The sequence below is a fragment of the Caballeronia sordidicola genome (assembly GCF_002220365.1).
Taxonomy (GTDB): Bacteria; Pseudomonadota; Gammaproteobacteria; order Burkholderiales; family Burkholderiaceae; genus Caballeronia; species Caballeronia sordidicola_C.
On sequence record NZ_MTHB01000105.1, the window covers coordinates 1 to 15,147 of the forward strand.

Genomic DNA, 15,147 nt, shown 5'->3' on the forward strand with positions numbered 1-15,147 from the left:
CCGCTTTACCCCCTTTGAGATACCGCGCTGGCGTGAAAGTGAAACGTTTCGCCGGCTGCTGTCGGCATTCGAACGCATCCTGCCGTTGCGTCGACCGTCTGATCTCGCACAACGGGAAACCGCCCAGTACGTCCTCGCCGCGAGCTCTGGACTCACTGGTGAAGTTTCGCGGCTCCTGAACGCCGCTGCTGAACTCGCGATTCTCAACGGGGATGAAGCAGTCGGGCTTCATCATCTCGAACAGGTGACAAGCATTGTCATTCAGTGACCTGCGTCCTTGGCCCGTTGCGCCGCGCCCGTTCCATGAAGAAACGTTCGGAAGCTGGTTGGGGCGCGTCGCCAGTCGTTATCAGATGAGCGTCGCCCAGATGTGGGAGATCAGTCAGTTAGGGGCATTCCCCATCTTGAGCAACGCCGGCTGGATCCTGTTCGCTCCGCTACCCGAACGTACACTCGTTGCACTGTCGGCGCTCGCGCGTCTGAACCCGGACCGGCTTGCACGAATTCAGACACCGTCCGGCTGGGTGAGAAACCGTTCAACCCTGCCGTACTGCTTCCGGTGTCTGGTGCTCAATCCTTTGGACGTGGCCGCACCTCGCTGGAAACGGATATGGCTCGATCCGGATATCGAGGTGTGCGAAGAGCATGGGACGACGCTCGAGCGAATTCCGGCACAGATCACGCGTCGTGCACGCAACATGGATCGATTGCTCATGCTGGTCAGCAAACACCATCGACAACTTCTTCAAATATCATCACGTCGGCTGTATTAGCGGAATTAGTGCACCCAGTAGCAGAATTAACGGACCTCAACAGCTTTTGCCTGACGCGCGCCCTGGATCACGGCGAGTCCAATACCGCCAAGTCCGAAGACCGCAACGCTGTCGCGTTGCTGGACCTTCGCGGTGTTGTGAACTGCGCCGATTCCGGTCGTTACGCCGCAACCAAGCAAACAGATTTCCTGGTGATTTGCTGCGGGGTTGACCTTGGCGAGTGAGACCTCCGCAACGACGGTGTATTCGCTGAAAGTCGAGCAACCCATGTAGTGAAAAATTGGCTGTCCGTTATACGAAAACCGTGTGGTGCCATCGGGCATCAAGCCTCTGCCTTGCGTGGCACGAACGGACACGCAAAGGTTGGTTTTTCCAGATTTGCAAAAAAGACACTCCCCACATTCCGCTGTGTACAGCGGAATTACGTGGTCACCCGCCACGACCGACGTAACGCCTTCGCCGACTTCGACCACTATGCCCGCGCCTTCATGGCCGAGCACGCATGGGAAAAGTCCTTCGGGGTCGTTTCCCGACAAGGTGAACGCATCTGTGTGACAGACGCCCGTGTGTGTAATTTGAACAAGCACTTCGCCTTTCCTGGGCGGAGCGACGTCAATTTCCACGATTTCCAGCGGCTTACCCGGAGCAAAAGCGACTGCCGCGCGTGATTTCATATTACCTCGCAAGTTTTTAGAAAAGGATCGACGGCCGGCTGTCGCGCGCCGTCTTAATGATTCTTACCGCTTCACGAGCGAGAACGACCGTGGTTCGACGCGAAACTTCCACTTATTGCTTCGCGGTGCTGCATTGTGCAGATGGGCGGCACATGCACGCCATGGTGCGCTAGTGAACGTGCCCCCATTTCATGCGTGACGATGGCAAGCGTCAACCCGGCGTCGGCCGGGGTGCGAATTGTGCCGAGTACACCCGCGACCAGTTCGGAGTCGATGTCGGTTCGTCGAACAAGACGACCCTGGGCTTCATTGCCCGCGCGCGGGCTATCGCAACACGCTGACGCTGACCGCCTGACAATTGTCAGAAGTCGCCGGTGAGCCGATAGCGGGCGCCAGAATGCCAAAGGTTGGCCACCGAAGCAACCACGCCGTCCGACCAGGTGCGTCGATGCAGAACGAGGCAAGGTTCGAGTTCGTCCATCGTCAGATGCCGGCGTATTTCCATATCCGCGAGAGCTGCTCTGATGCGATGCTCCACACGCTGCGGCTGCGAGACACACAACAAATACTGGTTCGGTGTCGTCCTCGTGAAATCCTGCAACGCGTATTCAGGTGCAATTGACGGGTTGACCCAGCGGTCTTCGAGTTGCACTGGACCGTCGTTTTCGAAATGCAGCGTACGCGAATGAAAGACGGGACTTCCCGCCGGCAATTGCAGCGCTTCCGCCAACGCCTCGTCCGTAACCGTCGCGACGAGGTTCAGCATCCTCGCTCGATACTGATGCTCGCGCTCGGCAACCTCGTCGGAAATGCTGCGGATCTCCACGAGCGTTGATTCGTATTTCGGACGGGCGACGAAAGTACCGGTCCGCCGCACGCGCATGAGCACCCGCTCAGAAATCAGTTCACACATTGCGCGGCCGGCTGTCATGCGCGCGACTTGGAACTCGCGTGCAAGTTCCTTTTCCGGCGGAATCCGGTCACCTTCCTTCCATTCGCCTGCATGAATGCGTTCGAGGATGAAGTCCTTGATTCCCTGATAGGCCGGCGCGCTCACGCTCACCGTTCCGACATGAACGACAAGGGGCTATGCGAGGCGATTTTTCCAACCCGGACGAGGCGCGCAACCGCTGCGATGTCCGGCGCAAAATAGCGATCGAGCTCGTAGTGCTCGACTTCGTTACGCACCGTTTTCATCACCTGCTGCAATCTCGGACTCGTCTGGTGAGGCGCGCGGAGGTCGACCCCTTGCGCAGCCGCCAGCAACTCGATCGCAAGAATATAGCCAGTGTTCTCGGCAATATCTCCGAGCTTGCGTGCCGCGAAGGTTGCCATCGATACGTGGTCCTCTTGGTTCGCGGAAGTTGGCAGGGAATCGACCGATGCCGGATGTGCGAGCGTCTTGTTCTCGGATGCGAGCGATGCTGCGGTCACGTGCGCGATCATGAAGCCCGAATTCACACCTCCATCCTTCACGAGGAACGGCGGCAAGCCCGACAGCGTTGCGTCAATCAACAACGCAATGCGACGCTCCGCCAGTGCGCCGATTTCGGCCGCAGCAAGCGCAAGATTGTCGGCGGCGAACGCGACCGGTTCCGCGTGGAAGTTGCCGCCCGACAGCACTTCTTCAGTGTCCGGGAAGATCAGCGGGTTGTCCGACACGGCGTTGGCTTCGATGAGCAGCACGTCGGCCGCATGGCGCATCTGATCCAGACACGCGCCCATCACCTGCGGCTGGCAGCGCAGGCTGTAGGGGTCCTGCACCTTGTCGCAATCGGCGTGCGACAGGTTAATCGCCGAGCCCTCGAGCAGCGCACGATAGGCCGCTGCCGCGTCGATCTGGCCTTGATGGCCGCGCAGCGCGTGAATGCGTGCATCGAATGGAACGACGGAACCCATCGCCGCATCGACCGACAGCGCACCAGTGACGAGTCCCGTGCGATACAGGTCCTCAATGGCGAACATGTTATAGAGCGCGAGTGCGGTGGACGCCTGCGTGCCATTGAGCAGCGCGAGGCCTTCTTTCGCCTGCAGCGTGAGCGGCTTGAGGCCCGCGATGCGCAAGCCTTCAGCCGCCGGTGCGCGTTCGCCCTTGACTAACACTTCGCCAATACCGAGCAGCGCGGCTGACATGTGTGCGAGCGGCGCGAGGTCACCCGAGGCACCGACCGACCCCTTGACCGGAATCACCGGCAGCACGTCGGCGTTGAAGAGCGTGATCAGCGCGTCCATCACTTCCCGGCGGATGCCAGAATGACCGCGTCCGAGACTCGACAGCTTGAGCGCCATCAACAGACGCACCACTGGCCGAGACATCGGCTCTCCCACCCCGACCGCGTGTGACAGCACAAGATTGCGCTGCAGCAGTTCGAGTTGGTCGTGCGGAATGTAGGTGTTGGCAAGACGCCCGAAACCGGTGTTAATGCCATAGGCGGGTTCGCCCTTCGCTGCGATGTCAGCGACGGTCTTTGCACTCGCATCGATAGCGGCAAAGCTCGCCGGGTCGAGTTGGAGCGTCACGGGGTCACGGGTGATCTGGCGCAACTGCGGCAGGCTCAGGTGGCCGGGGGTTAGCTTGATCATGGTTCCGTCCTGTCTATACAAGGTGTGCGCCAGTCTAATTCTCCATCGCTGTATATACCAGAAATTTCCTGCTTTAAATTCGTAAGTGTTTACCATATCGGCCGAACGACAAGCAGTACAAACTTTCGCGATTGGCAGCTATTCCTCTGTATTACGGCTCATTTTGACATGTTCTCCACACTTAACTGACACGACTCTAGAGTTTAGAGAGTTACAGCAACTTTGACGCAAGCATGATGAAACGCTAGCCTAGCGCGTTCTCACCGTTCACGCAGTATATGCCGCGTGTGCCGTCCTGCTTCCCCATCATGGGTCGCATTTCCGCGTACGTTTTACTGCGTTGTGACCATGCCCTGAGTGCTCCTACCAACGAGCGATTTCGACCAAGGTCGGCTACGACCGGTTCGAAGGCGCGCGCCACGATCGGCTGAGCTAGCGCATGAATTATGGGAGTGTCCCCTTTGTGCAGACGGGTAGCCGTCTGTGGCTACGACGTCAACGTTTCGCCGGTGCAGACTGGTGCCGTGCGCGCCCACACGGGAATGTCCCTGCACCCAGTGAGAGCGCTCACCATCCTTGCGTCTTCGCAGATGGTCAAGAGCGAATCGAGAAAACACGCTTGTTCGCTTGTAAGGACCTCATGTTATGTCCGGCTCTTGATGACCGAGGGACTGTCACGCGGCAAGCAGTTGCCACGGATTAGGCGTTGGCGCGTGCGCGGCGGGTCTAGGCATCCTGTGCGGTCCTCTACGCGTACGCAATTTTTGTGCGTGAAGCTATGTTGTCGACTTCGGTCGGCGTGAGTGCCGGTATAGGTCTCGGACTCACCCTGGTTGAGGCGGATTTCAGCCGAGATCGCGCGCAGGTAGTCGCCAGCGATCTCGTCGCCTATTTGACGAAACCGGGAGGCCAATCGCAATTCATCGTCCATCTGCCGAGCCAGCAAACCGAGCATCAGCGGCCCGCGGGGCTGGTTGATGTGAACCTGGACAACCGGCTCTCACTCGCCTGACGAGCGCAATGTCGAGACTTTTTTCGGCTCAGTGCCGAAAAGGACGGCACGTCGAAATACGCGAGCGCGACGGACGTGGGATCCTCGCCCCCAAATTCGATGCGCCGGAAGTCGGGCTGATTGGCACCATAGGTGCGCTCGGTCCACGAATCCGCATCGACGTAGTCATAGAACACGCGTGGGACGCCCAGTTTTGCCCACACGCGCATATCTTCAATCGTCATGCTACGGGTCGTGGCCGAACCTCCGCTCAGATACTGCGACGGCGCTTGAGCGCGGTGATGAACAGATCATTGTCCACCGCGCTGCCGATTGACACCCGCATGCATGTCTCATAGCCTGCTTCGCGCCACGGCTTGACGATCACACCGTCCTGAAGCATCGCTGCCGCAAGCGCGGACGCATCCTCGTCACAGTTGAAGAACAGGAAATTCGCAAGCGAGCGTGCTGGCCGATAGCCCAGCTCAACAAGCGCCGCGCGCATGTACCCGCGGCCGCTGCGCGCGTCCAGCACGCTTGCAGTGACATGCGCCTCGTCGCAGAATGCAACGGCTGCCGCCTGCTGCGCGATGCCATTGATATTGAACGGCGTGCGCACCCGGTTCATCAGACTCGCCAGGTCCGAGTCAGACGCAATGCCATAGCCGACCCGCAGTGCGGCAAGCCCATAGGCTTTCGAGAAAGTGCGCAACAGCAGCCACGGCAAACCTGAAGCCTGCAGCAAGGCGAGGCCATCCGGGTAGTCGTCCTCACCTACCGCATACTCGTAGTAGGCCTCGTCCCACAGCACGAGCGTGCCGGGCGACACGGCCGCAAGCAGACGTGCCATGTCGGCCAAGCACAGGGCAGTACCCACTGGGTTACTCGGATTGCTGATAATCAGCATGCGCGTGCGCGGCGAGAGCGCGGCGATCAGGCCATCCACATCGAATTCGAAATCGGCGCGCATCGGCACCGTCACGACGCGGGCACCCACACTCTGCGGATAGATGATGTGTAGCCCGAACGATGGGATAACAGTAACCACTTCGTCCCCGGGGGAGAGAAAGGTATGCGCCGCGATGGCCAGCAGGTCTTCCGAGCCATTGCCGACCAGTACCTGATCGGACGCCACGCCCAACCGTTCGCCAATAAGCTGACGCAATTTCGTGCTGGAAGGATCTGGATACAGCGCGAGCGCGCTCGCTGTCGTCGATCGGGCGAGCTCGTTCAGCACGCGCTCGCTCGCGCCCCGCGGATTCTCATTGCTGCCAAGCTTGGCCACACGTGACACCCCATGTCGCATGCGAACGTAGTCGCTCGACAGCCCCGCGTTGTATGGCGGCAGTGCGCGCACTTCGGCGCGAAGCGTATCAATAAAAGCAGCGCTGACGCTCATCGTATCTCCTATGGATATGGGATTAGCCCTGGCTCGAGCGGCGACGTCACATGATCGACATCCCCTTCAGGATCTACGCGATCGAACCCCACGCACGATTCACGGCCCCCCAGGGAGATGAATAAATCGGCGTAGTGATATGCCGCGACAACTCGTTTTTGCAGTATATACCACGCATCAAAAAAGCTAAGTCATTTCGTGATATTTGAATACCTGCACGTGTTTTCCAACGATAGCATCTATATTTATCCCGTACATATATACCGTTTTATGCATTTCACTCCTGTTCAAGCTGCAGCCTCATGGATGGTAAATTGTATATACCATCGATCGAAATGCAGACATACCTCGGGCGTCGCGCCAAAATACGGCGGGCGAGTCGCCGCTCGCTAGGTGACCGGCGTGATGCGCATGAATGCGCGCCGCACATGTCCTGTTTTCATCAGACCGGTGCGAACGACTCAAGGCATCGTGAGCTTCAGGGGAGCAACTTGCCCGGGTTCAGAATTCCACGCGAATCAAGCGCCTGCTTTATCGCCTGCATACATGTCAGTTCCGTTTCGCTGCGCGAGTACCCCAGAAACGGACGCTTGAGAATGCCGATGCCGTGCTCGGCGGAGATCGACCCACGGTATTGCTGCACTAGGCTGTAGACGACGTGATCCACGTCCTCCGACGAGACGCCGGGAATCGAACAACCGTCGACAGTGATATGCAGGTTTGAATCGCCGATGTGCCCAAAGAAAAACCCTCGATGGCTCGGCCAGCGCGCCGCGAAATCCTGGCGGCAGGTATCGACGAAATGGCCGATTTCACCAATCGGCAAACTGACATCAAAATTGATCGGTTCGAGCTTGACCGGAAATTCGGCAGTCGCCTCGCGGATCTCCCACAGGGCGTGGGTTTCCGCTTGCGACTGGGCGATGACAGCATCCAGCAGCACGCCGGATTCCAGTTCCACGCCCAGGGCCTCTGCAAAGCGACCACCACCGTCATCGACAAAACCCGCGTGCTCGATCAGTGCGTAGAGCGGATACGCTTGCTGGAACGGCGAATGTGTGGTCCGCGATATCGATACGCCGAACTCGAAGAAGTCCGGCCACATGATCTCGAACGCGCCGACCTCGTTGCCAAAACGCGCTTGCAGCGAGCGCAGCAGCCGCACGGCGCTGTCATAGTCGGGCAGCGCGCACAGGGCGGTGTTCCGGCTGCTGCGTCGCGGCCCGAGGCGCAGCACCGCGCGGGTGATGATTCCGAGCGTGCCTTCGGAGCCGATGAAGAGCTGCCGCAGATCATATCCGGTGTTGTTCTTGACCATCTTGCTCAACGAACTGAGCACGCTCCCGTCAGCGAGCACCACCTCCATGCCGAGCACCTGGTCGCGCGCAGTGCCCGACTGGATCACGCGAATCCCGCCCGCGTTGGTCGCGAGGTTGCCGCCAATCTGGCACGAGCCCCTCGCGCCAAGATCCAGCGCGAACTCGAAGCCCGCCTCCTGTGCTGCCTCCTGAACCGTCTGCAACGTGGTGCCGGCCAGCACGGTCATGGTGGCGGCCGCGCGATCGATTTCCTCGATGCCCGTCAGCCGTTCGAGCGATAGACAGATGTCGGCGCCGGTCGGAATCGCGCCGCCCGCGAGGCCGGTCAACCCGCCCTGCGGCACAACGCTCTGACGCGCCGCGTGACAGAGCCTCATCACAGTCGCCACCCCTTCGATACTGCGAGGCAGCACCACGGCCACGGGATTGACACTCGACTGGCCGCTCCAGTCGCCAAGATAACGCGGCTCGATGGCCTCCCCAGTACGTACCGAGTCGGCTCCGAGCGCGGCGACAAGTGCTTCGATGAGTCCCTTCGTGATCGAGCTCATTGGATGATTTTCATGGGGTTCGATCTCGGAACAACGACGATCAGCAGTGGACTCATGCTTGCTCCCCCTGTGCGCGCGTCTTTCGATAACCCATCGAGTCGTTGATACGCCCGAGGACATAGTCGCCTGCGGCGACCGCATCATACAGCGGCTGCACGCCGTCGAGGCCGAGATCGCGCGGCTCCACCTCCGCAGCATAGGTCGGATCGTAGAAGCTCGCGATCGAATAGCGCTCCTTGCCAGAACGATTGATCACGCGATGCAGCGTCGAGCGAAAGCGGTCATTGGACCAGCGTGCCAGCAGGTCGCCGACATTCACGACAAGCGTGCCCGGAATCGGCGGTGCGTCGATCCAACTGTTGGATGTGAGTTCCTTCACTTGCAGGCCGCCCACGTTGTCTTGCCACAGCAGCGTGATGCAGCCGTAGTCGGTATGAGGCGCGACGCCGAACTCGTCGGCGTCCGATAGCGGCGCCTGGGGCGGGTAATAGACCATCTGCGTGCGCTGCATGCGCTTCGTGTATTTGCTCGCGAAGAAATGCTCGTCGATGTCAAGACTCAATGCGATCGCGCGCAGCAGGTCCGCACCGCACGCACCAATCGCCTCGTAATAATCGTACAGCGCGGGGCGCAGCGACGGCATGAAGTCAGGCCAGTTGTTGGGCCCGCGCAGCGCCTCCCCCGCCAGCACGCTCGGATCGTCTTCCGGCAATTCGAGACCAATGCTGAAGAACTCCTTGAGGTCTGGCTTGGTGGCCTGATACATGGTCGCATCGCCCAGTGCATTGAACCCGCGATGGCGGTGATTAACCGCGACGCGGCGCTTCACCTCAGGTGGAAAAGCGAAGAACTCGCGCGCGCCGGCCACGGCGCGGTCGAGCACCGTTTGCGGAACACCGTGATTGCTGACATAGAAGAAGCCGATGGTTGTGCACGCCTGGCGAATGGCAACGGCGGCCTTGCGAAGCCCCGCAGGGTCATGCGCACGCACGCTGGCAAGATCGACAACAGGAATTTGAAAAAAGGATGTCATAGAGGTTGCTCCGGGGCAAATAACAAGGAAAACGCAATGACGCAGCTGCCGTATATACCGCACGAAAAGCATCGCGACAACAACGTTACTGGAATCGACGATTGCCGGACGAATTGCCTGCTTCGGCGAAGGATGCAGATCGCGCAGCGATAACGCAAACACAAAGAAAAACGCACTTTTTCACACGAAGCAAAGCAGTACATACCACGTACATTGTCAGGCTTACTCTACTCACTGGAAGTGGGAATTTTTTGGCGCATGCGTGCCGTCGTGATGTGCAAAATTCCTAGTTTTACAGCCTCACCATGGGCGACAATCTCAATTAAACCGCCTCAGAGTGACACAAACACATGTATATACCGCCAATTAATATAACGCTATCAAACACGTGACAATAGCGCACCGGTGTTAACCCCTAAGTCGCATCGAACCGTATCCGCATTCCGGTTCGTTTATATTTTTTGACACGCTTGGCAACCTATTTTGCGGTATATACTGAGTCACACCGTTTGCATTCCTGCACAACGGATCACGGGCTTCGGCAGATGGGCAAACGAACGTGCGTCGTCGGACGAAAGCACTGATAACAGGAGAGTCCCTCAATGAATTTTTTCTCGAAATGGAAAAGTCGTCTGGTCTTCGTCGCCCTGTTCGCGACAGCTGTTTCAGCCCATGCGGAGGATGAGCTCGCCAAGGTGAAGAAGACTGGCGAACTGGTGATCGGAACCGAAATGCAGTTCGCGCCGTTCGACTTTGTCGAAAATGGCGAGCAAAGAGGCTTCAACAAAGACTTTTTCGCCGAGGTAGGCAAGGAGCTCGGCGTCAAGGTGCGTTCCATCGATCTGCCATGGGCCAGCGTGCTGCCCGGACTTGAAGCCGGTAAGTTCGACATCGTGAGTGGCCCGGTCACGATCAGCAAGGCGCGCATGGAACGTTACGAATTCACATTGCCGATTGCCGACGCAACCGACGCCCTGCTCAAACGCGCCAACGACGCCAGCATCAAGCAGTCGTCCGATGTGGCCGGTAAGATCGTCGGCGGCGGCAAAGGCTCCGCGCAATTGGATCAGTTGAAGAAATATGTGGCATCGCTGCCAGGCAAGACCGAGGTACGCGAATACGTCGACAATAACCAGGCCTATGCAGACCTTGCCGCAGGACGCATCGCCGCGGTTGGCAACTCGTTGCCCAATATCGCCTACGTGGCGCGCCAGCGGCCCGATATATTCGCCGTCGTGCAACCGCCATTTGGTACTAGGGTCTATTTCGCCTATCTCGGCCGCAAGGACGCCGATAGCAAGTCGCTCATCGACGCGATCGACCAGGTCATCGTGAAGATGCACGACGACGGCCGCCTCAGTGAGTTACAGAAGAAGTGGTTCGGCGTGACGATGGATACGCCGAAGACTATGCCGACGGCAATCTACTGACGTCGCGCTGGCGCCGGATGCGTCGAGTGGATAATACGCATCCGGCGCCTTCCCTGGACACCCCTCGGTATAGGCTCATGTTCAACTTCCTCGCGTTCTCGCAAGCGCTACGGCTTTTAGTCTTCGCAGCGCAAGCCACCATATTGATCTCGCTCATTGGCCTCGTCGTGGGCTTCGTGATCGCAGTAGGAGTCTGCAGTGCTCGGTTGTCGCGCAATCGACTGGCGTCCCGCCTCGGTGGTGCCTACGTCTTTTTCTTTCGTGGTGTGCCGCTGCTCGTCCAGTTGCTTCTGACCTACTACCTCTTGCCGTTTATCGGCATCAACGTGCCACCGCTCGTGGCCGCCGCTACCGCGGTGTCGTTATGCGAGGCGGCATACCTTGCGGAAATCCTGCGCGGCGGCTTCGCCGGCATCCCGAATGGGCAGCTTGAGGCTGCGCAACTCCTCGGCCTGTCGCGATTCAATGCGGTGACAAGGATCCAGGTTCCCCAGGCGTTGAGGTTGACGCTACCATCCTTGGTCAATGAGGTAGTGATGCTGGTCAAGGCTTCGTCGCTGATCTCGGTGGTGGGTGTGGCCGAACTGACGCGCACCGCGCAGAACATTGCCGCAAGTACCTACCGGCCGCTCGAAGCGTATATCGCAGCCGGGTTGATCTATCTAGTCATCAACGGCATGTTGTCGTTCGCCGGTCATCGTGCCGAGCGGCGCATGGAGAGAGCGTGAGATCATGACTATCCAGTTCGATCCGACTGTCCTCACGGATTCTCTGCCCGCATTGGTCCAGGGGTTCGCAACCACCCTCGCCGCCTGGATGGGCGGCGTACTGATCGGCCTCGGCCTTGGATTTGGCATTGCTATCCTGCAGATTTTTTGCGCCGCGTGGGTGCGCGGGATACTACGCGCCTACATCGAGATTTTGCGCTGTACGCCGTTCCTCGTTCAGCTCTTCGTGCTCTACTACGGCGGCCCGTCGATAGGCCTGGAGTTGCCACCGCTCACAGCCGGCGTTGTCGCCCTGGGCCTTTACGGCAGCGCCTACTTTGCCGAAGCGTTCCGGTCCGGCTTTAGCTCTGTGCCCCGTGGCCACCTCGAAGCCGCAGAATGTCTTGGCCTTACGCGGCTGCAAACCATCCTACGGGTCCAATTGCCGCAAATGATGGTGATCATCGTGCCGGCGCTGACCAACCTGATTATTGTGTTAAGCAAAGAGACGGCTGTGTTGTCGGTCGTTACCGTCCCTGAATTAACTTTCGTCCTCACCGGCATTGGCTCAGAGCGTTTCGCTTTTGTTGAAACGCTACTCGCACTATGCGTTTGCTACCTTGCGCTGGTTGAACTCACCTCGCGCACCGGACAGTGGGTCGAGGGACGACTGGGCCGGTTCCTGACCCGGTGAAAGATTCGACCGGCCCCGAATGAAGAGTGAGACGAGCGAGATATACTGACTATGAACGATTCCATTACGACCGGCCTGGGTGTACCTGCTGACCATTTGGTTGAAGCGCGCCATGTCGGCAAGCACTACGGCAACCTAAAGGTCCTTGACGACGTCTCGCTCGCGGTCCGCAAGTCGGAGGTGACCTGCATCATCGGGCCGTCCGGATCGGGCAAGAGCACACTGTTGCGTTCGCTCGCCTTCCTTGAGGAATACGACGAAGGCGAAATTTTTATCGAGGGTAAATTGCTGGGTTATGCGAACGATCGCAATGGCCGCCGCGTGCGTGCTTCGCAGGCCGAGATCAACCGCGTGCGGCGCAACGTTGGCATGGTGTTTCAGCAATTCAATCTCTGGCCGCACATGACAGCCATCGAAAACGTTGCCGAGGCGCTTATCCGAGTGCTCCGCCTGCCGCGTGAAGAGGCGTGCAAGCGTGCGCTTGCAATGCTCGACAAGGTCGGGCTCTCGGAGAAGGCCGACAATCACCCGGCGCGCCTGTCCGGTGGCCAGCAGCAGCGAGTCGCGATCGCCCGCGCGCTCGCCATGGAGCCGCACATCATGCTATTCGACGAGCCCACCTCGGCGCTTGACCCTGAACTCGTCGGCGAAGTGCTGCAAGTGATGAAGAACCTAGCCAGCGACGGCATGACGATGGTTGTCGTGACACACGAGATGGGCTTCGCGGCGCAGGTAGCCGACACGGTGGTCTTCATCGACCACGGTAAGATCGCCGCGCAAGGCTCGCCGGAACAGGTCTTTCACGACGCCCAACAACCGCGTCTGCGACACTTTCTGCAGAATTATTTCGACCGCAATGCGTTCTGGACCCGTCGCGAAGAGCCGCAAACGGGAGCCGCATGAGCCGAGCGAGCGCGGATTGGTGCGTAGGCAAGGGTCGTCGAAACGCAAACGCATCATGCCGGACATGTGCTGTCGCAACGATTTTGCAGGAGATCTAATCATGGGTGTAAATGGACATGCCGCGGAATCGGCCGCACCGCTCGCACGCTACGAACGCGTCAAGGAACACATCCGCGCTCGCATTCTGTCGGGTGAATGGCGGCCCGGCGAGCGGATCCCGTCGGAAATCACGCTCGTCGGTGAACTGGGCGTGTCCCGGATGACGATCAACCGCGCACTGCGCGAGCTGACTGAACAAGGCGTGCTCACGCGCTTTTCCGGCGTCGGCACGTTTATAGCCGAAGAAAAGCCCCAGTCGACATTGCTGATGATTGCGCATATCGGCGATGAGATTCGCGCGCGGGGTCATGAGTATCAGTACTCGATCGAACTCACGACACGCGAAGCCGCCGCGAGCGAAGTTTCCGCAGCGCTGGCGCTCGCACCCGGCGCGTCGGTGTTTCACGTGATTTGCGTGCATTGCGAGAACGGCTTACCGGTGCAGCTCGAGGACCGGTATGTGAATCCCGAGGCCGCGCCGCATTTTCTTGAACAGGACTTCGCGGTTATCCGGCCATCGGAGTATTTGTTCAATACCGTGCCAGCCCACGAGATTGAACACGTCGTGGACGCGACACTGCCGACGCGCGTAGAAGCCAAGCTTCTCAAGATCGGACCGGAGCAGCCATGCCTCACACTCGTGCGCCGTACGTGGGCGAGCGGGACCGCTGTGACCTTTGCGCGGTTCGTTCATCCTGGCACGCGATATCGGCTCGGCTGCCGGTTCGTGCCGGACAGCATGCAGCGGCAAAGCTAGGTTTTCAGCAATAGAGCGAATCGTGTCGACAACCTATTGTGCGAGGTCCCGCGAAAAAGACCTATGAACGGTGGATCTGGAGAGCGGAACAAAGTGGGCGTTGTTGAATAAATCGATCTCCAGGCTGAGGTGGTCGATCTGGCATGATCTGCGGTTGACTTCACCTGCAGAAGAGCCGATGCCGTACAAACATAACCAGAACCGCCGACACAAGATCGAAAAAGCGCGTTACAAGGTGACCAACTGGCCCGAATATAACAAGGCGTTGCGCCAGCGCGGCGATATCACGATCTGGTTCACCGAAGAGGCGCTCGCCGCATGGCGCCCGGCCAAGACTGGTGCTCGTGGCAGGCCGCAGGAATACTCTGATCTCGCGATCGAGACCGCTTTGTTCATCCGCCAGGTCTTTCATCTGCCGCTACGCCAAACCGAAGGCTTCATGAACTCGCTCACCCGCCTCATGAAGAGCACCATCAGCATTCCTGACTATAGCAGCATTTCCAAGCGCAGCATTTCACTACCCCGGCACGTCCTAAGCCAGCCGATGGAACGGGTAGCCTCGTGATCGTTGATTCTACCGGGCTCAAGGTCTACGGCTGTTGAGGTCCGTTAATTTTGCTAATCGCGGGCTTTAATTCTGCTAGCGGAAAAACTGCCATACCGTTGATTTCATTGCTGAATTCGAACCTTTCCTTGTTGATCAGATTGTTGCTTACACGCAACATGCTATAGGCCCCCGTTCACTATTTCTGCTAACGCGTCCTGCTTGCCCTCTAATTGTACTAATGTAGCTCGGTCGCCCCTGACATCCGAGCCATCATGCCCAAGGCCAACGAACACGAAGCCCGGGAAGCTGTCATCGCCCGCATACTTCGCCCGCTTGGAACCCAACCTCTTTCGAAGGCCCAGGCACTGCAGGCAGCAGGACTGCTCAACGTGCACTGGACGACGGTCTATCGGTTGCGGAAGCGATTTCTGGCAGACCCCGTTATCAGTGCGGTCAGACCGCGTGAGCGTGGCCCCAAAGCCGGCAGCCGGCGCCTGGGTGCCCGGACAGAATTGATCGTCGACGACGTGCTCACTACGTGGCTTCCCAGGCAGCGTCTGCTGGCTCATCCACTCACCGACCTGACGCTCGAAATCCGGCGCAGATGCGTAGAAACAGGCACGACACCGCCAGGCCGCAACTTGGTGGCCCGACGATGGGCCGCACATCGTGAGGCCGAGGGCATGG

At 59.0% G+C, this 15,147-nt stretch carries 13 protein-coding genes and 4 pseudogenes; 10 read left to right on the forward strand and 7 right to left on the reverse strand.

Features of this window, described 5'->3' with window-relative positions; translation table 11 throughout:
- Together BSU04_RS15820 and BSU04_RS15825 are read left to right on the forward strand one after the other, a co-directional pair.
- Positions 1-268, forward strand: a pseudogene (locus BSU04_RS15820) (TniB family NTP-binding protein); the annotation flags it as partial.
- A complete protein-coding gene (locus BSU04_RS15825) occupies positions 255-773 on the forward strand; it encodes a TniQ family protein (protein WP_089161481.1) in 519 nt (172 codons plus the stop codon). The pseudogene BSU04_RS15820 and the gene BSU04_RS15825, both read left to right, overlap by 14 nt.
- 41 nt (positions 774-814) lie before the next feature.
- On the opposite strand, the pseudogene BSU04_RS15830 reads toward BSU04_RS15825, so the two are convergent.
- The 4 genes and pseudogenes from BSU04_RS15830 to hutH form a co-directional block, all read right to left on the reverse strand.
- Positions 815-1,447: pseudogene (locus BSU04_RS15830) on the reverse strand (alcohol dehydrogenase catalytic domain-containing protein); the annotation flags it as partial.
- Positions 1,448-1,629: 182 nt separating this feature from the next.
- Positions 1,630-1,805, reverse strand: a pseudogene (locus BSU04_RS47625) (ATP-binding cassette domain-containing protein); the annotation flags it as partial.
- A 3-nt stretch (positions 1,806-1,808) separates the two neighbouring features.
- A complete protein-coding gene (hutC, locus tag BSU04_RS15840; protein WP_089161482.1) occupies positions 1,809-2,504 on the reverse strand; it encodes a histidine utilization repressor in 696 nt (231 codons plus the stop codon).
- A 2-nt stretch (positions 2,505-2,506) separates the two neighbouring features.
- Entirely contained in the window at positions 2,507-4,030 is a 1,524-nt protein-coding gene (gene hutH, locus BSU04_RS15845) for a histidine ammonia-lyase (protein WP_089161483.1), read from the reverse strand.
- A gap of 766 nt (positions 4,031-4,796) precedes the next feature.
- Between hutH and BSU04_RS15850 the strand changes: the two genes are divergently transcribed.
- The gene (locus BSU04_RS15850; protein ID WP_144021252.1) at positions 4,797-5,042 is read left to right on the forward strand and encodes a hypothetical protein; all 246 of its coding nucleotides are present in this window, start codon (positions 4,797-4,799) and stop codon (positions 5,040-5,042) included.
- A gap of 250 nt (positions 5,043-5,292) precedes the next feature.
- On the opposite strand, the gene BSU04_RS15855 is transcribed toward BSU04_RS15850, so the two are convergent.
- The 3 genes from BSU04_RS15855 to BSU04_RS15865 all read right to left on the reverse strand — a co-directional run bounded on the left by BSU04_RS15855 (position 5,293) and on the right by BSU04_RS15865 (position 9,323).
- Positions 5,293-6,420 carry an aminotransferase class I/II-fold pyridoxal phosphate-dependent enzyme gene (locus tag BSU04_RS15855; RefSeq protein ID WP_089161485.1) on the reverse strand — a complete coding sequence of 376 codons (1,128 nt, stop codon included), beginning with the start codon at positions 6,418-6,420 and terminating at the stop codon, positions 5,293-5,295.
- A 478-nt stretch (positions 6,421-6,898) separates the two neighbouring features.
- Positions 6,899-8,290: an FAD-binding oxidoreductase gene (locus BSU04_RS15860; protein ID WP_089161486.1), complete on the reverse strand. Its 1,392-nt coding sequence runs from the start codon at positions 8,288-8,290 to the stop codon at positions 6,899-6,901.
- Between the two features lie 52 nt (positions 8,291-8,342).
- A complete protein-coding gene (locus BSU04_RS15865; RefSeq protein ID WP_089161487.1) occupies positions 8,343-9,323 on the reverse strand; it encodes an isopenicillin N synthase family dioxygenase in 981 nt (326 codons plus the stop codon).
- A gap of 602 nt (positions 9,324-9,925) precedes the next feature.
- On the opposite strand from BSU04_RS15865, the gene BSU04_RS15870 reads away from it, so the two are divergent.
- The 7 genes and pseudogenes from BSU04_RS15870 to BSU04_RS15900 all read left to right on the forward strand — a co-directional run.
- The gene (locus tag BSU04_RS15870; RefSeq protein WP_089161488.1) at positions 9,926-10,753 is read left to right on the forward strand and encodes a transporter substrate-binding domain-containing protein; all 828 of its coding nucleotides are present in this window, start codon (positions 9,926-9,928) and stop codon (positions 10,751-10,753) included.
- A 77-nt stretch (positions 10,754-10,830) separates the two neighbouring features.
- Positions 10,831-11,481, forward strand: a complete 651-nt coding sequence (locus tag BSU04_RS15875) for an amino acid ABC transporter permease (protein ID WP_089161489.1) — start codon at positions 10,831-10,833, stop codon at positions 11,479-11,481.
- A gap of 4 nt (positions 11,482-11,485) precedes the next feature.
- A complete protein-coding gene (locus BSU04_RS15880) occupies positions 11,486-12,154 on the forward strand; it encodes an amino acid ABC transporter permease (RefSeq protein WP_089161490.1) in 669 nt (222 codons plus the stop codon).
- 51 nt (positions 12,155-12,205) lie between these two features.
- Positions 12,206-13,057 (forward strand): amino acid ABC transporter ATP-binding protein, encoded by an 852-nt coding sequence (locus tag BSU04_RS15885; RefSeq protein WP_089161491.1) that lies wholly within the window; start codon positions 12,206-12,208, stop codon positions 13,055-13,057.
- Between the two features lie 100 nt (positions 13,058-13,157).
- Positions 13,158-13,913, forward strand: a complete 756-nt coding sequence (gene hutC / locus BSU04_RS15890) for a histidine utilization repressor (protein WP_256982819.1) — start codon at positions 13,158-13,160, stop codon at positions 13,911-13,913.
- A gap of 70 nt (positions 13,914-13,983) precedes the next feature.
- Positions 13,984-14,478 (forward strand): transposase, encoded by a 495-nt coding sequence (locus BSU04_RS15895; RefSeq protein WP_144021253.1) that lies wholly within the window; start codon positions 13,984-13,986, stop codon positions 14,476-14,478.
- Positions 14,479-14,732: 254 nt separating this feature from the next.
- Positions 14,733-15,147, forward strand: a pseudogene (locus tag BSU04_RS15900) (Mu transposase C-terminal domain-containing protein); the annotation flags it as partial.